The following is a 17,272-nucleotide window of genomic DNA, read 5'->3' as shown; positions in this document are numbered from 1 at the left end:
TCGGTCCTCCCTGGCTCGGATATCAGCCAGGGTCACCGACCAGGTGGTCCATTTTGAGTTGCCGCGCAGTGATCAGTTTTCACGTTCCGCCGACAGGTGTCGTCTGGTTTGGTTCCGGCCTGTGGGGTTGTTCGGGGCGTTGCCTTACCTCGGTGGGTGTGGTCCTGTTTTGTCTCGCTTTGGCGGGGTCTGATGGGTGGTTGCCGCAAGCGCTTCGCGTGGCTCGACTGGGCTCGCGTTCGACGGTTTCCCTCGTCGGGGCCGTCTTGGCGACGGTTGTTGATCTGTGTGGTGTCGGTCGCTGTGGGGTGCTGCTTCGTGCCGATGTGGCGAATCACACAGTGGTGCAGGGGTGCTCGGATTCGGGTGGGCGCTCGGGTGGCGCGGGTAGGCTGGCGCGGCCATGTGGAGCCTTCTCCTCGCGCTCGCGGGGTTCGCCTTCCTCGACTCGCTCGACCTGCTGCTGATCGGCGTCACCACGGCGGTGGTCTACGACAGCAGGGTGAGCCGTCGCTCGCCGCTGGTGAGCGGTTTGAGCTTGCTGGCGGGCGTCTTCGCCGTCACCACCGCTTTCGGCATCTGCACAATCCTGGGGATCGGCTTCTTGACCGACCTGTTCGACTTCCGGGTCACCCCCGCGGTGCGGTATTGGGGAGAACTCGTCGCCGGTGTGGTGCTGATCGCCCTCGCGAGTATTCGAATGGGCGGTCCGGCGGCCCCGGAGCGGGCGACCGCACTGCGACGACAGCCATGGGTGCTCGCGGGTCTCGGCGTGGCGATCGGCATCGCGCAGGCGCCGACGGCGGTTCCCTATCTGGCCGGCCTCGCGATGATCTCCGCGCGGCATCCGCTACCGGCGTTGTGGCCGTTGATCGTCGTCGCTTATTGCGCGCTCGCATTGCTGCCGCCGCTGGTGATACTCGGCCTCGCGATGCGGCGCACGACCCGAGCACGGCGGATGTATCGAAAAATTGTTCGCATTATCAGCTCGTACGGGCCTGCTTCGGTGCGCGTGCTGTTCGCGATCTTCGGTGTGGTTCTCCTGTGTGACGCTCTCGTCCATTACCGAAGCCTTTGGCCCTGAATCGCGGCGTCCGGGCAATGGTGGGCGAACGAGAAAAGCGATTGAGCCGTGCGGTTCGGTGGGATGCTGGAGGTATGGCTGAGCGCTGGTATTACTGCTTGAAGCACAATCGGGCCGAGCAAGGGCGGCAGTGCTGGTTCCGCGACCGGATGGGGCCGTACCCGGACAAGGCGACGGCCGAGCGCGCGCTCGAGATCGCGCACGCGCGCAACGCGCGGGAAGACGCCCGGGACCGGGCATGGCGGGACGGGGACTGAAAGCCCCGGCCGCACGGCTGGAATAACGCCTTCCCGGGGACGGTGAAGTTGATCTTGAGCCGCAGGTCGGGGGCTCGGGCGTCGTCGCGCCCGGTGCGGCCGCTCAGGTCGCGATCAGGTGGATCGAGTACGGTTCTCCAGAACTCGACGAATGCTCGGAGGTCCTGGCGTGGGCTGCGAGCGGAAACCAGGATCAGCAGGGAGGGCGACCCTTGAGGGTTACCGTTGTTGTGCCGACCTACAACGAGCGGGAGAATCTGCCGGTTGCGGTGGAGCGGCTGACCGCGCTGCCGGTGCCCGACCTGCACGTACTCGTGGTGGACGACAGCTCGCCGGACGGCACCGGCGAGGTGGCCGACAAACTCGCCGCCGAACTGCCGAACGTGGTCGGTGTGCTGCACCGCACCGAGAAGGACGGGCTCGGCCGGGCGTACGTCGCCGGCATCACGCGCGCCTTGGACGAGGGCGCGGACGTCGTGATCCAGATGGACGCCGACCTGTCGCACCCCGCCGAAGTCATCCCGGCGATGCTGGAGAAGCTGTCGAGCACCGACGCGGGCGTCGTGCTCGGTTCGCGGTACGTTCCCGGCGGCTCCACCGCCGCCGAATGGAAGTGGTACCGCAAGGCGCTCTCGGCTTGGGCCAACTTCTACGTGAACCTGATCCTGCGCCTGGGCGTCAAGGACGCCACCGCGGGCTTCAAGGCGTGGAAGGCCGACACCCTGCGGGCCATCGAAGTGGCCTCCATCCGCAGCAACGGGTATTCCTTCCAGGTCGAGATGAACTACCGGACCATCAAGAAGGGGATCGCGATCGCCGAGGTGCCGATCCGTTTCGAGGAGCGGACGCTCGGCGCGTCGAAGATGAGCCTCAAGGTGCAGCTCGAGTCGGCGCTGATGCCGTGGAAGCTGCTGTTCGGCCGCGCGGTCTGAGTAACGGCCCTCGGCCCCGCTCCGGGCGGAGCGGGGCCTCCGATCAACGGCTCTCCCGAACCGTTCAGCGCGGCCAATCCAGGAGCGTGTCGACGAACAACTGGCGGACCTGCGCGACTTTGTCGTCAAGATCGCGCGGGTCCCATGCGCTGACGTCGATCGGGTCGAGTATCGCCACGTCGACCGTCCCCGGCCGGGCGACCATCGCGTTGCGCCAGCAGATCTCGCCCGCGTTCCGGATGACGACCGGGATCACCGGCACCCCCGCCTGCATCGCGATGTGGAACGCGCCCTTCTTGAACGGTCCGACCTCGGGCGTGTAGGAGCGAGTGCCCTCCGGAGCCACCGCGACCGACAGGCCGCCGCGCAGCGTCTCCACCACCGGGCGCAGCGCCGCCCTGGCCTGCGCGGTGTTCGCACGGTCGATGAACGTCACGCCGACGAAGCGCATGAGCGGTCCGAAGACCGGATTCTTGGTCAGCTCCTTCTTGCCGATCGCGGTCACGCCGCCGCCGAGCACTTGGGGCACGATGATGATGTCGAACTGACTCTGGTGGTTGAACAGGAAGACCGCGGGTCGCGGTGATCGCGCGTGCTCGGCGCCGGTCACCCGCACGTGCACGCCGGCGATGCGCAGCGTGTTGCGCGCCGCGTGGGCCATCAGCGCGTCGGCCATCCGCTGGCGGTCCCGCGTCGGCGATTTCGACGCGACGCCGAACAGCGCGCCCCCGAGCAGCCCGGCGAATCCGGCTGCGGTGCGCACGTAATCGCTCGCGCGCGGCGGGCGGCGCGGACGGAAGGTCAGCCGGGTCCAGTGCTGCCGGTCGGCGACGTCGGTCAGCGCCTCGTCGGCGTTCACCGCCACCGGACGCCCCACCAGCGACAGCACGGGCAGGTCGGCGATCGCGTCGGCGTAGGCGTAGCTGCGCTCGAGATCCAGCTGGTGCGCGGCGGCGAACCCGGTGACCGCCTCGGCTTTGCCGTTGCGCCACAGCGTCTTGCCATCGGGATGCCCGGTGAGCACGCCGCCGCTGGTGGCCATGGGCGTGTACAGCACGTGCTCGATACCCAGCTGCGCCGCGGCGGGTGCGACCTGGAATCGGGTCAGCGAGCTGACCAGCACGATGGTGTGCCCTGCCGCCTGGTGCGTCCGGATCAACTCCCACGCTTCGGGGTGCAGGTACCCGTACACGGAGCGCTGGAACAGGCGCCTGCCCAGCTCGTCCAGCTCCTGTTCGGAACGTCCGGCCAGCGCCTCGGACAACTCGCGCAGGAACCGGCTGTATTCGCCGTCGGTCATGTGGTCGCGGATACCGTCGAGCAGCACGTCGGCGGGCTTGCGGCGCAACCTGCGCCGCGGTCTCGGGGCGTCGATGACCGTGCCGCCGAAGTCGAAGATCGCGGCGACCGCGCGGCCTTGCGGACCGGAGCGGATGGCGGCGAGCGCGGCGTCGAGGTCAGCGCGCGCGCCGGTCACCGCGCCTCCCGGTTGGACGGGTCGAGCGCGGCGGCCTGCGCGATGCGGGCGCCGATGACGCGCAGACGCTCGGCGAACTCGTTCCTCCGCTCGCTCAGCTCGGCGCGGCGCTGGTCGGGCTCATCGTCGGACACCGTCTCCAGCAAGCCGTAGTTGTCGGCGAGCTTGAGCGCGCTGGTGAACAGCTCGGTGGAAACCGACTCCGGGCTGTGCAGCCGCTTCTGCAGCAGCATCTGCTTACCGACCGCTACGCACTCGGTGATGAACTCCTTGCGGTCGATCTCCTCGCCCGCGTCCTGGGCGGCCAGCCGTTCGGCCACCACCAGCTGCGCGTCCACGAACGACCGCAGCACGCGGTGGGCCATGGTGAAGCCGGAGGCGGTGAGCTTCGCCAGGATGTCCGAGCCGTAGGTGTCGCGGCGGGTGTGGCTGTACCAGTCCGGATCGACCAGCAGCACCTCCGCGACCATCTGATCGGCGAATTCGCCGCGCTCGGGGAAGAAGAACTCGAACTTCAGCAGGTCGCGCAACCGGAACGCCTCGTCCCAGCCGGTTTTCAGGGCGTCGGCGTCGCCGCTGTCGACCGCGGCCAGAATCGCCAGCTCGAGGATCGCCCGGTTGACGAACCAGTGCACCGCGCTGTTGCGATAGAAGGCGGCCTCCAGATGCGCACCCGACTCGATCGAGTACACCGGCTCGACCCCGCCGCGATACACCGTGACCACCCGGGCGAGCGAAAGCTGTTCCAGCACCACGGCCAAGCCCTGTTCGTCGCGCAGCGCCTCGAGTTCGCCACCCGGCAGCTCGCGTTTGTCGATGTAGCCGAGCACCGGATTGAGCACCGTGCGCACTTCGCCGAGGGTGAGGGCGCGTCCGTCCACGCCGAGCAGCGCGAGGGTGACCAGCGCGTTGACCGTGATCGGGGTGACCGCGTTGATGCCGACCGCCACTTCGAACGCCAGCCGCTGCACGGCCCTTCGTTCCAGTTCGGCGATTTCCGGCGGTTCGCTGTCGACCACTCCCGCCTCCGTGCGCGGCGCCGGAATCGGCTCGGTGTGATGCAGCGGGATGGTCAGCGGCGGAGTGGTGAGCGGGTCGCCGTGCGCGGCGAGCCGATCGCGCGCCGAGAGCGGTTCACCGAAGCGGACGTACACGTGCCCGGCGGAGTGCTGCTGGCTGCGGATATAACGCGCCAGCCAGGTCAGGCCCTCCGGTTTCTTCTTGCCGCCCTCCTGCTCGGTGGCGATGGCGCCGAGTTCGTTGAGCCGTTCGTAGGTGATCGAGACCGGAACCAGCATGACGTCGTCGATGCGGTTGGATCGGACCGCCGCTGCGAGGTAGTTCAGCAAGCCGTAGCGCGGTGGCCGCAACTTGCCGGTGCGGGTGCGGCCGCCCTCGAAGTACCACTCCAGGTTGAAGCGCTTGGCCAGCAGGTAGGCGAAGTACTCCTCGACGACGGCCTTGTAGACCTCGTCGTCGCCGAAGCTGCGCCGGATGAACACCGTTCCGGTGCGCCGGGCGATCGGGCCCATCGGCCAGAAGCCGAGGTTCGCGCCGCCGATCACGTGGTTCGGGGGAAAGTCGTTGCGCGCCAGCACGTCTCCCAGCACGAACGCGTCGACGTACGAGCGGTGCGAAGGCAGGAACACCAGCGGGAAGCGGCGATTGAGGTCGCGCAACCCGGCCAGACCGGAATCGTCGGAGTCCACGTTCCAGGTCGAGGCGTGCACCGGGCGCATGGCCTGGGTGAACAGATCGGAGATCAGTCGGCTCTGGGCCGCGACCAGTTCGTTGAGCGCTTTCTCCGCGCGCCGGTACACCTCGTGCGGGCTGGCGCCGATCTGATCGGCGATCAACTCCAGCCTGCGCAGGAAGTCGGGCGCGTCGAGGATCTCCTCCGTGACCAGCTTCGGCACTTTGTACCGGTCGCCGATGATGGTGCGCTCGGCGCGTTCCAGCGCCACCACCGCCGCGCGCACGATGGCGCGGGCGAACGGTTCGGCGGTGCCCTTGTCGTAGAGCGTCGACGCCTCCGGGTTGTTCACGCGCAGCTCGCTCAACCGGGCCGGTGCGCCGGTGAGCACGACGTGCCGGTCCGGTGACTTGGAGACCAGCCTGCGCTGTGCGAGCCGATGGGGTTTGCGCGGGTTGGTCAGCAGGGCGAGATCGGCGAAGGTGACGCGGCGTACGCCGTCGCGTTCCGGCGGCAGCCACAGCACGCGGATCGGCACCACCAGCGGATCGTCGCGCCTGCCGACCAGCTGTGCGGCGACGGCGCCCGCGTCCAGATCGAGCTGGGTGACCGGCGCGTCGGTACCGAACTCGGCGCTGATCCCGCCGTCGGCGAGCCACTTGCCGACGAGTTCGCGTTCCACCCCCGACGCGGCGTCGATCAGGGCCACCACCGATCGCGGTGCGGTCCCGGGCCGGGTTGTCGCGGGTGAATCGCCGCGGTGATCGATCATCGATGTTCTTCCCTCCGCAGGTGACGCTCTCCACTATTCAATCCCGGCGGGTCTATTCCGCGCAGGCAGACGGCGCGGCGAGTTCGCGGGGCTGAGCCTGACCAGCGGCGCCCGCGTGGGCGAAAGTGCTTGCGGGGCGCGGGCCATTCCGTGCCGAGCGATTCCCGGACGTCGGATTTGTGGCCGCGAGCACACCCGCACTGCGAAAGAGGTAATGCTAACCTTACCTCCACTGAGTTAGGCCAGGGTAACCTTTGGAGGATCGTTGTCGACCACGGAACGCCTGCGGGTTGAGTATGTGACCGATCCGGCGGCAGCGATGTCCCGGCTGGCGGGGGCGGATCGGTTCGGCGAGTACGTGATGTACGAGCGTCCGGGGGAGTGGGTGTTCGCCGCCGATCCGATCGGCAGTGTCGAACTGGACGTGCGGGAGCTGCGCGTCGCTTGGGAAGGCGAGACCACGACCAGCCGATGGGAAGGCAATCCGGCGGGAGTGATCGACCGCGCGCTCGGCGCGCTGCCCCTGGACGGACGCAACGCCTACGGCTGGATCGGATTCGAGTTCTGCGCGTGGGCGCTGGACGCCACCCGGCATCTCGACCCGCGCACGACTCTGGCGCACCTGATGGTTCCGCGTATCGAGGTCAGGGTGGGCGCGTTCGGCATCCGGGTATCGGGTGCGACGCCGTCGGAGACCGGCGACATCCACGATCTGATCGCGCAGTCGCAGAACACCGAACTGCCGCAGGCGCATCCGGCCGACATCCGCATCGATCCCACCGGCTACCGCGACCGGGTGGCCGAGGCGGTCGGCGAGATCCGGGCCGGGCGCTATCAGAAGGTCATCCTGTCCAGGAAAGTGGAGCTGCCATTCGCCGTCGACATTCCGGCCACCTATCGGCTCGGGCGGGCGCACAACACTCCGGCGCGGTCGTTCCTGCTGCGGCTCGGCGGCCTGGAGGCGGCGGGCTTCAGTCCGGAGCTGGTCGCCTCCGTGGACGACGACCGGGTGGTGACCACCGAGCCCTTGGCCGGCACCCGCGCGTTCGGTCGCGGCGCCGCGGCCGATCTCGCCGCCAGGGCCGACTTGATCACCGACCCGAAAGAGATCGTGGAACACGCGATCTCGGTGCAGACCTCTTTCTCGGAGATCGCGGCTGTCGCCGATCCCGGCACACCGGCGGTATCGGATTTCATGGCCGTGCGTGAGCGGGGCAGCGTGCAGCACCTGGCGTCGACGGTGCGCGGCAGGCTGGCCGCCGACCGGTCCAGCTGGGATGCGTTGGAGGTGCTGTTCCCCTCGGTGACCGCTTCGGGAATTCCCAAGCGGGAAGGCGTCGACTCGGTGTTCCGGCTCGATCACGACCCCCGCGGGTTGTATTCCGGTGCGGTCGTGACCGTTTCGCCCACCGGCGCGCTGGAGGCGACCCTGGTGCTGCGCGCGGTCTATCAGAACGCCGAGGGCGCCTGGCTGCGCGCGGGCGCGGGTATCGTCGGCCAGTCCCGCCCGGAGCGGGAGTTCGAAGAGACCTGCGAGAAGCTGGGCAGCATCGCGCCCTACGTCGTCAAAGCCTGAGTCGCACGGGCAGCGCACCGACGGTGCGCTGCCCGTTTCCCACCGGCGCTACAGTTCTGCGCGCAGCGCCTTCTTGTCGATCTTGCCGACCGCGGTGATCGGCAGCTTGTCGCTGCGACGCAGCACGTCGGGCAACTTGTAGGTGGCCAGGCCACGCGCGGCGAGGAAGGACTTGAGCTCGGCCAGGGTCGGCATCTCACCGTCCACGACCAGGACGGCGCAAACCTTCTCGCCCAGCGCCGCGTCGGGCAGCCCGACCGCGGCGGCATGCCGGACCGCGGGATGGGCGAGCAGGTGTTCCTCGAGTTCGTCGCAGGAGACGTTCTCGCCGCCGCGGTTGATCACGTCTTTGATCCGGCCGGACACCACGAGATGCCCGCTGGGCAGGCGGCGGACCAGATCGCCGCTGCGGTAGAAGCCGTCCGGGGTGAAGGCGCGCGCATTGTGTTCGGGTGCGCGGTAGTAGCCGCGGATGGTGTACGGCCCCCTGGTCAGCAACTCGCCCTCCGCGCCGGGGGCCACGTCGTTGCCGTCACCGTCCACCACGCGGATCTCGTCGGCGGGCGAGAGCGGTCGGCCCTGGGTGGTGTGCAGCAGCTCGGCCGGATCGTCCAGCCGGGTGTAGTTGATCAGGCCCTCCGCCATGCCGAACACCTGCTGCAGGGTCGCGCCAAGCGCCGGGGTCACCTCTTTCGCGTTGACCTCCGCCAGTCGTGCGCCGCCCACTTGGAGCAGTCGCAGCGAACTCAGGTCGGCCTCTTCCCATTCGGTGGCCGCGCACCAGAGTTGGGCCAGCGGCGGCACGACGGCGGTGACCGTGACCCGGTGCCGCTCGATCGCCGCGAACGCGCTCTCCGGGCTCGGGTCGGCGACGAAGGCGACCGCGCCGCCCACCCCGATGGCGCCGAAGATGCCGGGGCAGGCCAGCGGGAAGTTGTGGGCGGCGGGCAGCGTCGCGAGATAGACGTCCTGTTCGGTCAGCGCGCACACTTCGGCGCTGGCGGTGGCGTTGTAGACGTAGTCGTCGTGCGTGCGCGCGATGAGCTTCGGCAGGCCGGTGGTGCCGCCGGACACCAGCATCAGGGCGATGTCGCCCGGATCGATCTCGGGCAGCTCGCCGCCGTCGCGCGGCACCGAGGCAAGGGTGGTGAACGGCCCTGGATCGCCGAGCACGAGGACGTGGCGCAACGACGGCACCGCGTCCCGCACGGTCGAAGCCAGCTCGCGATAGTCGAAGTCGGCCATCCGGTCGGCGACGATATAGCCGACCGCGTCGGAAAGCCGCGCCAGATGCTCGATTTCGGCGCGGCGATGCGCGGGCAGGCTCAACACGGGAATGATCCCGGCGCGGAGCAGGCCGAACAACACGGTCAGGAACTCGGGCACATTGGGCAACTGCACCACCACGCGGTCGCCGGGAGCGATACCGAGCGCGAGCAGCCCGTGGGCCATCCGGTCCGCGGCGGCGTCGACCTCGGCGTAACTGCGCGCGCCCTCCGCGTCGAGCAGCGCGGGACGGTGGGGCTGCCGGAGCGCGCTCGCGCGCAGAAGATCTCCGAGCGGGCGCCCGGCCCAGTACCCTGCGGCCCGGTACTCCGCGGCCACTGCGGCGGGAAAAGGTACGTAGCCGTCGCGATGGGCGGACTCGGTGGGTGTGGAAGTCACGATCTGCCTCACAAATCAAGCAAAGGGTTCCCTAAGTAGGTTAGGCAACCCTACTTCACGTGGTGTGTGCCGGGCGTGTTCGAACCTGCCGCTGGGTCCCGCCGCGCACTAGACTTTCCGCATGACCAGGTGGGACACCTCGAACATCCCCGACCAGAGCGGTCGTAGATTCATCGTGACGGGGGCCAACAGTGGCCTGGGAGCCGAGACGGCGCGCGCGCTGGCCGCAGCGGGCGGCCAGGTCGTTCTCGCCTGCCGGAACGTCGCCAAAGGCGAGCGGGTGGCCGCCGAACTGGGCGAGCTGGCGCAGGTGCGCGAACTCGACCTGGCCGATCTCGCCTCGGTCCGCGCGTTCGCCCAGAACGTCGACGGGGCCGACGTGCTGATCAACAACGCTGGTGTGATGGCGGTACCCGAAGGACGCACCGCGGACGGATTCGAAAAGCAGATCGGCACAAATCATCTCGGTCACTTCGCGCTCACCGGGCTGCTGCTGGACAAGATCTCCGACCGGATCGTCACCGTCTCCAGCGGTGCGCATCAAGTCGGCAAGATCGACCTGGACGATCTCAACTGGGAGCGGCGCAAGTATCAGCGATGGGCCGCCTACGGGCAGGCCAAACTGGCCAACCTGATGTTCGCTCGCGAGCTGCAGCGCAGACTGACCGCGGCGGGCTCGGCGAAACTCTCGGTCGCCGCGCATCCCGGCTACGCGTCCACCGAATTGCAGTCGCACACCGAGACCTTCCTCGACCGGGTGATGTGGGTGGGCAACCGGGTGTTGGCGCAGAACGCCGCGATGGGCGCGCTGCCGACGCTGTACGCCGCGACCACCGACGTCCAGCCGGGCGGCTACTACGGCCCGACCGGACTCGGTGGCATGCGGGGATATCCCGGCCCGTCCGGATCGTCGAAGGCGTCCAGGGACGAGAAGGTCGCGGCCGATTTGTGGGAGCTGTCGGAGAAGCTGACCGGGGTCACTTACGACTTCGCGAAATGAACGCCGTCCACCCGCAAGCGTTGATGTGACTCACGTCTCATAAGGCGTTGTCACACTCCGTGTTTCCACGTCGTCCTCTTGATGAACCCACAGGGAACGACAAGGACGGGACATCATGGAACAGCGCTTCGAACTCTTCGGCAACCCGGTCGGCGCCAGCTTCATCAAGCGGCTCACCACGGCCTCCAAGGTGATCAACGATTCCACCCTGGACGCGGCGACCTACGAGTTGGTGAAGATTCGCGCCAGCCAGATCAACGGCTGCGGTTACTGCACCGACATGCACACCAAGGACGCCGCGCACGCGGGCGAAACCTCGGTGCGGCTCAACCTGATCGCCGCCTGGCATGAGGCCACCGTCTTCACCGAAGCCGAGCGCGCCGCACTGGCGCTCACCGAGGAGGCGACCCGGATCGGCGACGGACGCGCGGTCAGCGACGCGGTCTGGCAGGAGGTGCGCAAGCATTACAACGACGACCAGATCGCCGCCCTCATCGCCGCCATCGCGATGATCAACGCCTGGAACCGGATGAACGTCATCGCCCGCACCCCCGCGGGCAGCTACGTCCCCGGCCAGTGGGGGTGAATCCGGACCACATGGCATCGCCCGCACTCCGGCGGGGTGATACTTGCTCAGACCGTGGGGATGAGCCGAGCCGTCGACCAGTCGGCGTTCGACTGAGCGAAAGACCAACAGTGGTGCCCGAGCAGGCGATCCCTCGAACGCCGGGACCGTTGCGCCGCAGTACTTTCAGACGCAACCACCGCCGGCTCAGCTCCCGGTTTCGAGCGAAGCGAGACCGAGCCTGTTCCGTTCGCGGCCCGGCTCGCGTTCGAGTGGCCGCCGCGTACGCGACGAAGGAGCAAGCGGCGGTCGCTCGAACGCGAGCCACAAGAGGGCCGCGAACACGCCGCGACGAAGTCGCGGCCAATGACACAGAACACAGTTCACCGATCGGTTGCGGACTGGTACTGTGCCTGACGTGCAGCGCGTGTATTTCTGGTTTAGCAAGCCGGCCCTGGGTGGGCTGGTCTGCGGCAACCGCGTGCGCTGACGAACTTCCACCCCGAGCCGGACGATGGACCGGCTCGACGGGATTCGCATCCGTGGGTCGGCCCCGAGAAAAGGAACCCACGACATGACAACCGCTGCCGACGTCGACGCACGGCATTCCGATCTGGACGATCAACGCACCCTCAACGTGAGCCCGCTGCGCTCGCCCGCGGAGGTGCGCCGGGTGCATCCGATCACCGATGCCCTCGCCGACACCGTCCGTGCGGGACGCAAAGCCACCGTCGACGTGCTCGACGGCGCCGATGATCGCCTGATGGTGATCGTCGGCCCGTGCTCGGTGCACGACCCCGCCGCCGCGCTGGACTACGCGCGCCGCCTGGCGGCGAAGGCGGCGGAACTCGATGACCGGCTGCACGTGGTGATGCGGGTCTACTTCGAGAAGCCGCGCACCAGCCTGGGTTGGAAGGGCCTGATCAACGACCCGCACCTGGACGGATCGTTCGACGTCAACACCGGATTGGGCTTCGGGCGCAAGCTGCTGGCCGACATCACCGCCCTCGGTCTTCCGGTGGCCTGTGAGTTCCTCGATCCGATTACGCCGCAGTACATCGCGGATCTGGTGTCCTACGGGGCGATCGGCGCGCGCACCGCGGCCAGCCAGGTGCACCGGCAGCTCAGCAGCGCGCTGTCGATGCCGGTGGGGATCAAGAACGGCACCGACGGGGACGTCCAGGTGGCGGTGGACGGCGTGCGCGCCGCGGCGGCCAGCCACGTGTTCCCCGGCACCGATCTGGACGGTCGCTCCGCGCTCATCCGCACCACCGGCAACCCGGACTGCCACGTGATCCTGCGCGGCGGCAGCGCGGGGCCGAACTACGACGCGGCTTCGGTCGCGGAGGCCTGCCTGCGGCTGGAGAAGGCGTCGCTGCCGCAGCGGATCGTGGTGGACGCCAGCCACGGCAACAGCAACAAGGACCACAACAAGCAGGTCGACGTGGTCACCGACATCGCGCGGCGGCTGGCCGCGGGCGAGTCGAGTGTCGTCGGCGTCATGCTGGAAAGCTTCCTGGTGGCGGGACGCCAGGACCTCACCCTCGGCCACGCCGACGAACTCACCTACGGCCAGTCGATCACCGACGCCTGCCTGGATTGGGAAACCACCGCCGCGCAGCTGGACCGCCTCGCCGACGCGGTGCGGCAGCGCCGCGAGCGCTGAACCGGTGCGGCTCGTGCCCGAGTGGACGAAGCGCGGGTTTCGTCCGCCCGGACACGAGCCGCCGCCGCACCGGGGTCACGCAGAGTTCGCCGTGGTGAGGTCGGTGCACGGCAGGTCTGGTTCAGGACATGCCGGATGCCCGAATGCTCGGTGTGTGTCCGCTGAGCAATGCGGCGGGCCACTCGTTCGACGGACCGGGCGGGTCGGTGCGCAGGCGGGCGGCGAGCCAGTGGTCGCGGCGGCGTCCGGGCGTGCGACCGCACCGCCCAGGTCGGGCTGCGCCGCCCATCCCGGAACGACCATCTCTCGAGGAAGGTCACGGCGCTGTCCCGGACGTAAGGCACCGGGATGGTCACCCATTCCGCGATGGCCGGGTCCTGGCAGCACTCGGTGATGGTGTCGACATCGTCGGCCGTCGGAGGCGACAGCCAGATGGTTCAGTTCGACAGCACGTGGTGGTTCATCGAGCCATGCTGCCACGGGATGGGCCGGTGGATCATCCGGTTCGTCCGGCGCATGCCGCCGTGCCGCGGGGGAGGCCGGGAAACCGGACCGTAGACTTCCCCTCGATGGTTGCCGCGCTGCTTTCCGACCTGTTCGAGTCACATCGGGCGCATCTGCTCTCGGTCGCCTATCGACTGACGGGCAGCGTCGGCGATGCCGAGGACGCGGTGCAGGAGAGCTGGTTGCGCTTGGCGGGCGCGCACCAGTCCGAGATCGATGATCTGCGCGCTTGGCTGACCACGGTGGTGACCCGGATCTGCCTGGACCGTTTGCGCAGCGCGGCGGCGCGGCGGGAGAGTTACGTAGGCCAGTGGCTGCCGGAACCGGTGGTCACCGGCCGCACGCCGTCGAGCGCTCCCGACCCGCTGGAAGCCGTGGTGCGCAAGCAAGAGTGCCGGTTCGCGGCGCTGATCGTGCTGGACACCTTGACGCCGCCGCAGCGGGTGGCCTTCGTGCTGCACGACGGGTTGTCGGTGCCGTTCGACGAGATCGCGGGCATCCTCGGTGTCTCCGCCGACGCGGCGCGGCAGCTGGCCGTGCGGGCACGGAAGGCGGTGGCCCAGACGCCGCCGCCGGTGCCGGACACCGAACACGAGGCCGCCGTGCAGCGCTTCCTCGTCGCGCTGAGCACCGGTGACGTGGCCGCCGTCACCGCGGCGCTGCATCCGGACGCGGTGATGATCGGCGATGCCAACGGCACCACAGCCACCGCGATCAACGTCCTGCACGGCGCGGATCGCATCGCCCGTTTCTACTTGGGCCTGGTGCGCAAGTACGGGCTGGAGGACGCCGAACAGGTGTATTCGTTCGTCTCGGTGAACGGGCAACTGGGTCTCGAGGTCGCGGCGCGTCCGGCGGGGGAAGGCCGGGTCGGCTATCCCAGGCGGGTCGTCGGCTTCACCGTTCGGGACGGATTGGTCTGGGGCACTTACGATGTGGCGAATCCGGCCAAGCTGACCGGCATCCGGCTGGGCTGAGCCCCGCCGGGTCCGAGCGTAGCTGCCAGCTGTCTGGATGCGGTGCCGGGTAGCTGGACTAGTCTCCGGTTATGCCCTCGCGAGATCCGATCGTCGCCCGTCTGCGCCCCTTCGCGTCCACCATCTTCGCCGAGATGACCGAACTCGCCGTTCGGCACGACGCGGTCAACCTGGGGCAGGGGTTCCCGGACACCGACGGTCCCGCGAGCATGCTGGAAGTGGCGCGCCGCGCCATCGCCGACGGGCTCAACCAGTACCCGCCGGGCCGCGGCATGCCGGTGCTGCGCCGAGCCGTGGCCGACGACCGGGCCCGGCGCTACGGGACCGACTACGACCCCGACTCGCAGGTCCTGGTGACGGTGGGCGCGACAGAGGCGATCAGTGCCGCGGTGCTCGGCTTGGTGGAGCCGGGCGAAGAGGTCGTGGTGATCGAGCCGTACTACGACTCCTACGCCGCGGCCGTGGCGCTGGCGGGCGCACGGCGGCGCACGGCGCGTCTGGTGGCCGACGGGGATCGTTTCGTGCTGGACTTGGACAGTCTGCGTGCGGCCATCACCCCGGCGACCCGGATGCTCATCGTCAACTCGCCGCACAACCCCACCGGCACCGTGCTGGGGCGCTCCGACTTGCTCGCGATCGCCGAGATCGCTTGTGAGCACGACATTCTGGTGCTCACCGACGAGGTCTACGAGCACTTGGTCTACGACGGCGTCGAGCACATCAGCCTGGCCACTCTGCCGGGAATGGCCGAGCGCACCATCGTGGTGTCCAGCGCGGCCAAGACCTTCAGCGTCACCGGGTGGAAGACGGGGTGGGCCTGCGGACCCGCCGACCTGATCGAGGGGGTGCTCGCGGCCAAGCAATTCCTGACCTTCGTGGCGGGCGGGCCGTTCCAGCCCGCCGTGGCACACGCGATCAACCACGAGCTGGAGTGGGTGGGCAGGCTGCGGGAGGCATTGTCGCAGAAGCGTCTTCGCCTCTCCGCCGCGCTCGCCGACACCGGAATGCGGGTGTATCCGAGCGCGGGCGGCTACTTCGTCGTCGCCGATATCACCCCGCTCGGCGCCGCCGACGGCCTGACGTTCTGCCGTGAGCTGCCGAAGCGGCTCGGTGTGGCGGCGGTGCCGGTCACCGCGTTCGCCGACGACACCGCCACCTGGAGTCATCTGGTGCGGTTCACCTTCTGCAAGCGTGACGAGACGCTGGACGAAGGGGTCCGCCGGTTGCGGCTCGGTTGATTCCGAACCTTGCCGTGAACTGTCAGGTTTTGCTGGCAGGGTGCACGGCATGGCAACCAGGTACTACACGGCAACTTCTCTCGACGGATATCTCGCCGACTCGGACAACTCGCTCACCTGGCTCTTCGAGGTGGAGGGCGCGGACGAGGCGCAAGCGGGCATCGCGGGCTTCCTCGCGCGGGTCGGCGCCATGTGCATGGGCGCGACCACCTACGAATGGGTCGTGGCCAACGAACCACCGGACAACTGGCGTCAGTACTACGGGGAGCTCCCGTGCTGGGTCTTCACCCACCGGGATCTTCCCCCGATACCGGGCGCGAATCTCCGGTTCGTCTCGGGCCCGGTCGAGGCGGTGCATCGGGCGATGGCCGAGGCGGCCGGTGCGCGAGACATCTGGATCGTCGGCGGCGGCGACCTCGCCGGGCAGTTCGCCGATGCCGGACTCCTCGACGACGTCATGGTGAGCGTCGCTCCGGTGACGCTGGGGGCGGGCGCCCCGCTGCTGCCGCGGCGCATCCTGTCGGACCGGATGCGGCTCATCGCTGTCGAACAGGCCGGCCAATTCGCGGAACTGCACTACCGGTTGACGCAGCCGGCCCGACGGGACTGATGCGCGTTCGGCTCAGGCCGGCACGGGCCGGGCGCGGTCGGTGGCGAGCAGGGCGGCGATGGCGCCCAGCATCGTGCCGGTGACGTATCGCTGGGTGCGCAGCCACAGGGGGCGGGCGGCGAGGAACGTCGCCAGACCGCCCGCCCCGAGGACGATCAGGCCGTTCACGGTGAGCGCCACCGCGATCTGCACCGCGCCCAGGCACAGGCTCTGCAACCACACCTTCCCGTGCTCCGGCGCGACGAACTGCGGGATCAGAGCCATGTACATGATCGCGATCTTCGGATTCAGCAGATTGGTGACCAGACCCATCGCGAACAAACGCCGGGTGGGGTCCGGGGACAGCGCCGTGGGCGCGAAAACGGAGACCCCGCCCGGCCGCAGCGCCTGCCACGCCAGCCACCCCAGATACGCGGCCCCCGCCAGCTTCACCGCCAGATACAGGCCCGGCACCACCGCGAACACGGCCGTTATCCCCGCCGTCGCCGCCGCAAGATACACCCCGAATCCCGCCGCCACCCCCGCCAACGACACCAACCCGGCCCGCCGCCCCTGCGACACCGTCCGCGACACCAGATACATCATGTTCGGCCCCGGCGTGAGCACCATCCCCAACGCCGCCACCGCAACCCCCACCACCGCCGCCATCTCGATCATGCCCCGATCCTCACCCGCCCCACCGGCCCTTGTCGCGGTCCACTCGACAGCCGCTGGACGTGAAGGCATGCGCTCGGCTACCGAGCCTCCGATCAACCCTGGGTCAATTCCAGATACGGCTTCTGCAGCTGGGCCGGCGGCTGAACCGACTGGAAGCGAGACTCCGGTCCGAGCACGTCACCGCTATGCACGCCTCGAAACAGCTCGGAGCCCTGTGCGGAGCGAATCACTTGTGTCGGAGTGGAGCCCGCGATGAAGACGTAGAAATTGTCGATGGGCCGGTCGAACCCGGAGTCCGGAAGGTTGGACCAGCAGTATCCGGGAAGATTCGCTGCCGAGTTCAGCTTCTCCGCTGGAAGACCGGACGACGCTATGACGACGCGATCCCACTGGCCACCCCACCCGGCGGCTTCGGTCAGCGTCCGCAGCGAATAGGTTCCCGGCTGCGCAGCCCGCTCTCTGATGATGCGCCGCAATTCCGTCGCGGAGCCGAGCGGCTCGGCGCGCGACTCCAGGTCGAAGTTCGCCGAGCATTGCGAAGCGGTCTCACCACGGTCATCCGGCGTCGAGCATGCCGCACCGGCCACCAGGCACAGAAT

General features: G+C 68.8%; 15 protein-coding genes. 10 read left to right on the top strand and 5 right to left on the bottom strand.

Annotated elements, in window-relative coordinates; translation table 11 throughout:
• Positions 1-403 precede the first annotated feature (403 nt).
• From ACWDMM_RS08175 to ACWDMM_RS08165, 3 genes are all read left to right on the top strand, one after another.
• The gene (locus ACWDMM_RS08175; protein WP_449936659.1) at positions 404-1,084 is read left to right on the top strand and encodes a GAP family protein; all 681 of its coding nucleotides are present in this window, start codon (positions 404-406) and stop codon (positions 1,082-1,084) included.
• Positions 1,085-1,158: 74 nt separating this feature from the next.
• The gene (locus tag ACWDMM_RS08170) at positions 1,159-1,341 is read left to right on the top strand and encodes a hypothetical protein (RefSeq protein WP_195085694.1); all 183 of its coding nucleotides are present in this window, start codon (positions 1,159-1,161) and stop codon (positions 1,339-1,341) included.
• Positions 1,342-1,553: 212 nt separating this feature from the next.
• Complete coding sequence (locus ACWDMM_RS08165) at positions 1,554-2,273, top strand: polyprenol monophosphomannose synthase (protein ID WP_449936656.1); 720 nt, start codon at positions 1,554-1,556, stop codon at positions 2,271-2,273.
• A gap of 64 nt (positions 2,274-2,337) precedes the next feature.
• On the opposite strand, the gene ACWDMM_RS08160 is transcribed toward ACWDMM_RS08165, so the two are convergent.
• Together ACWDMM_RS08160 and ACWDMM_RS08155 are read right to left on the bottom strand one after the other, a co-directional pair.
• Positions 2,338-3,750 (bottom strand): HAD-IB family hydrolase, encoded by a 1,413-nt coding sequence (locus tag ACWDMM_RS08160; protein WP_195078209.1) that lies wholly within the window; start codon positions 3,748-3,750, stop codon positions 2,338-2,340.
• Positions 3,747-6,215 carry a glycerol-3-phosphate 1-O-acyltransferase gene (locus ACWDMM_RS08155; protein ID WP_195078210.1) on the bottom strand — a complete coding sequence of 823 codons (2,469 nt, stop codon included), beginning with the start codon at positions 6,213-6,215 and terminating at the stop codon, positions 3,747-3,749. Before ACWDMM_RS08155 ends, ACWDMM_RS08160 begins: the two co-directional genes overlap by 4 nt.
• 265 nt (positions 6,216-6,480) lie before the next feature.
• On the opposite strand from ACWDMM_RS08155, the gene nbtS reads away from it, so the two are divergent.
• Positions 6,481-7,791 (top strand): nocobactin biosynthesis salicylate synthase NbtS, encoded by a 1,311-nt coding sequence (nbtS, locus tag ACWDMM_RS08150; RefSeq protein WP_195078211.1) that lies wholly within the window; start codon positions 6,481-6,483, stop codon positions 7,789-7,791.
• Between the two features lie 48 nt (positions 7,792-7,839).
• On the opposite strand, the gene ACWDMM_RS08145 is transcribed toward nbtS, so the two are convergent.
• A complete protein-coding gene (locus ACWDMM_RS08145; protein WP_357113022.1) occupies positions 7,840-9,456 on the bottom strand; it encodes a (2,3-dihydroxybenzoyl)adenylate synthase in 1,617 nt (538 codons plus the stop codon).
• 121 nt (positions 9,457-9,577) lie between these two features.
• Between ACWDMM_RS08145 and ACWDMM_RS08140 the strand changes: the two genes are divergently transcribed.
• The 6 genes from ACWDMM_RS08140 (at position 9,578) to ACWDMM_RS08115 (ending at position 16,016) form a co-directional block, all read left to right on the top strand.
• Positions 9,578-10,456, top strand: a complete 879-nt coding sequence (locus ACWDMM_RS08140; RefSeq protein WP_195078213.1) for an oxidoreductase — start codon at positions 9,578-9,580, stop codon at positions 10,454-10,456.
• A 115-nt stretch (positions 10,457-10,571) separates the two neighbouring features.
• Positions 10,572-11,042, top strand: a complete 471-nt coding sequence (locus ACWDMM_RS08135; protein WP_357113026.1) for a carboxymuconolactone decarboxylase family protein — start codon at positions 10,572-10,574, stop codon at positions 11,040-11,042.
• Between the two features lie 553 nt (positions 11,043-11,595).
• Positions 11,596-12,687: a 3-deoxy-7-phosphoheptulonate synthase gene (locus ACWDMM_RS08130; RefSeq protein ID WP_195078215.1), complete on the top strand. Its 1,092-nt coding sequence runs from the start codon at positions 11,596-11,598 to the stop codon at positions 12,685-12,687.
• A 569-nt stretch (positions 12,688-13,256) separates the two neighbouring features.
• Positions 13,257-14,168: a sigma-70 family RNA polymerase sigma factor gene (locus ACWDMM_RS08125; protein WP_357112748.1), complete on the top strand. Its 912-nt coding sequence runs from the start codon at positions 13,257-13,259 to the stop codon at positions 14,166-14,168.
• 71 nt (positions 14,169-14,239) lie between these two features.
• Entirely contained in the window at positions 14,240-15,406 is a 1,167-nt protein-coding gene (locus ACWDMM_RS08120; RefSeq protein ID WP_357112751.1) for a pyridoxal phosphate-dependent aminotransferase, read from the top strand.
• Between the two features lie 49 nt (positions 15,407-15,455).
• Positions 15,456-16,016, top strand: a complete 561-nt coding sequence (locus tag ACWDMM_RS08115; protein WP_195078218.1) for a dihydrofolate reductase family protein — start codon at positions 15,456-15,458, stop codon at positions 16,014-16,016.
• Between the two features lie 12 nt (positions 16,017-16,028).
• Here ACWDMM_RS08115 and ACWDMM_RS08110 read toward each other — a convergent pair whose 3' ends face one another.
• Positions 16,029-16,673 carry a LysE family translocator gene (locus ACWDMM_RS08110; protein ID WP_195078219.1) on the bottom strand — a complete coding sequence of 215 codons (645 nt, stop codon included), beginning with the start codon at positions 16,671-16,673 and terminating at the stop codon, positions 16,029-16,031.
• A gap of 92 nt (positions 16,674-16,765) precedes the next feature.
• Complete coding sequence (locus tag ACWDMM_RS08105) at positions 16,766-17,260, bottom strand: hypothetical protein (RefSeq protein ID WP_195078220.1); 495 nt, start codon at positions 17,258-17,260, stop codon at positions 16,766-16,768.
• Positions 17,261-17,272 lie beyond the last annotated feature (12 nt).

The sequence above is a fragment of the Nocardia sp. NPDC003726 genome, from assembly GCF_053586955.1.
Note: the sequence above shows the minus strand (reverse complement) of the source record. Positions and strands in the feature narration are given on the sequence as shown.

Coding starts and splice junctions, on each gene's coding strand:
- ACWDMM_RS08130 (WP_195078215.1), top strand. CDS start 11,596: ATGACAACCGCTGCCGACGTCGACGCACGGCATTCCGATCTGGACGAT.
- ACWDMM_RS08175 (WP_449936659.1), top strand. CDS start 404: ATGTGGAGCCTTCTCCTCGCGCTCGCGGGGTTCGCCTTCCTCGACTCG.
- ACWDMM_RS08170 (WP_195085694.1), top strand. CDS start 1,159: ATGGCTGAGCGCTGGTATTACTGCTTGAAGCACAATCGGGCCGAGCAA.
- ACWDMM_RS08115 (WP_195078218.1), top strand. CDS start 15,456: ATGGCAACCAGGTACTACACGGCAACTTCTCTCGACGGATATCTCGCC.
- ACWDMM_RS08155 (WP_195078210.1), bottom strand. CDS start 6,215: ATGATCGATCACCGCGGCGATTCACCCGCGACAACCCGGCCCGGGACC.
- ACWDMM_RS08110 (WP_195078219.1), bottom strand. CDS start 16,673: ATGATCGAGATGGCGGCGGTGGTGGGGGTTGCGGTGGCGGCGTTGGGG.
- ACWDMM_RS08135 (WP_357113026.1), top strand. CDS start 10,572: ATGGAACAGCGCTTCGAACTCTTCGGCAACCCGGTCGGCGCCAGCTTC.
- ACWDMM_RS08140 (WP_195078213.1), top strand. CDS start 9,578: ATGACCAGGTGGGACACCTCGAACATCCCCGACCAGAGCGGTCGTAGA.
- ACWDMM_RS08125 (WP_357112748.1), top strand. CDS start 13,257: ATGGTTGCCGCGCTGCTTTCCGACCTGTTCGAGTCACATCGGGCGCAT.
- ACWDMM_RS08120 (WP_357112751.1), top strand. CDS start 14,240: ATGCCCTCGCGAGATCCGATCGTCGCCCGTCTGCGCCCCTTCGCGTCC.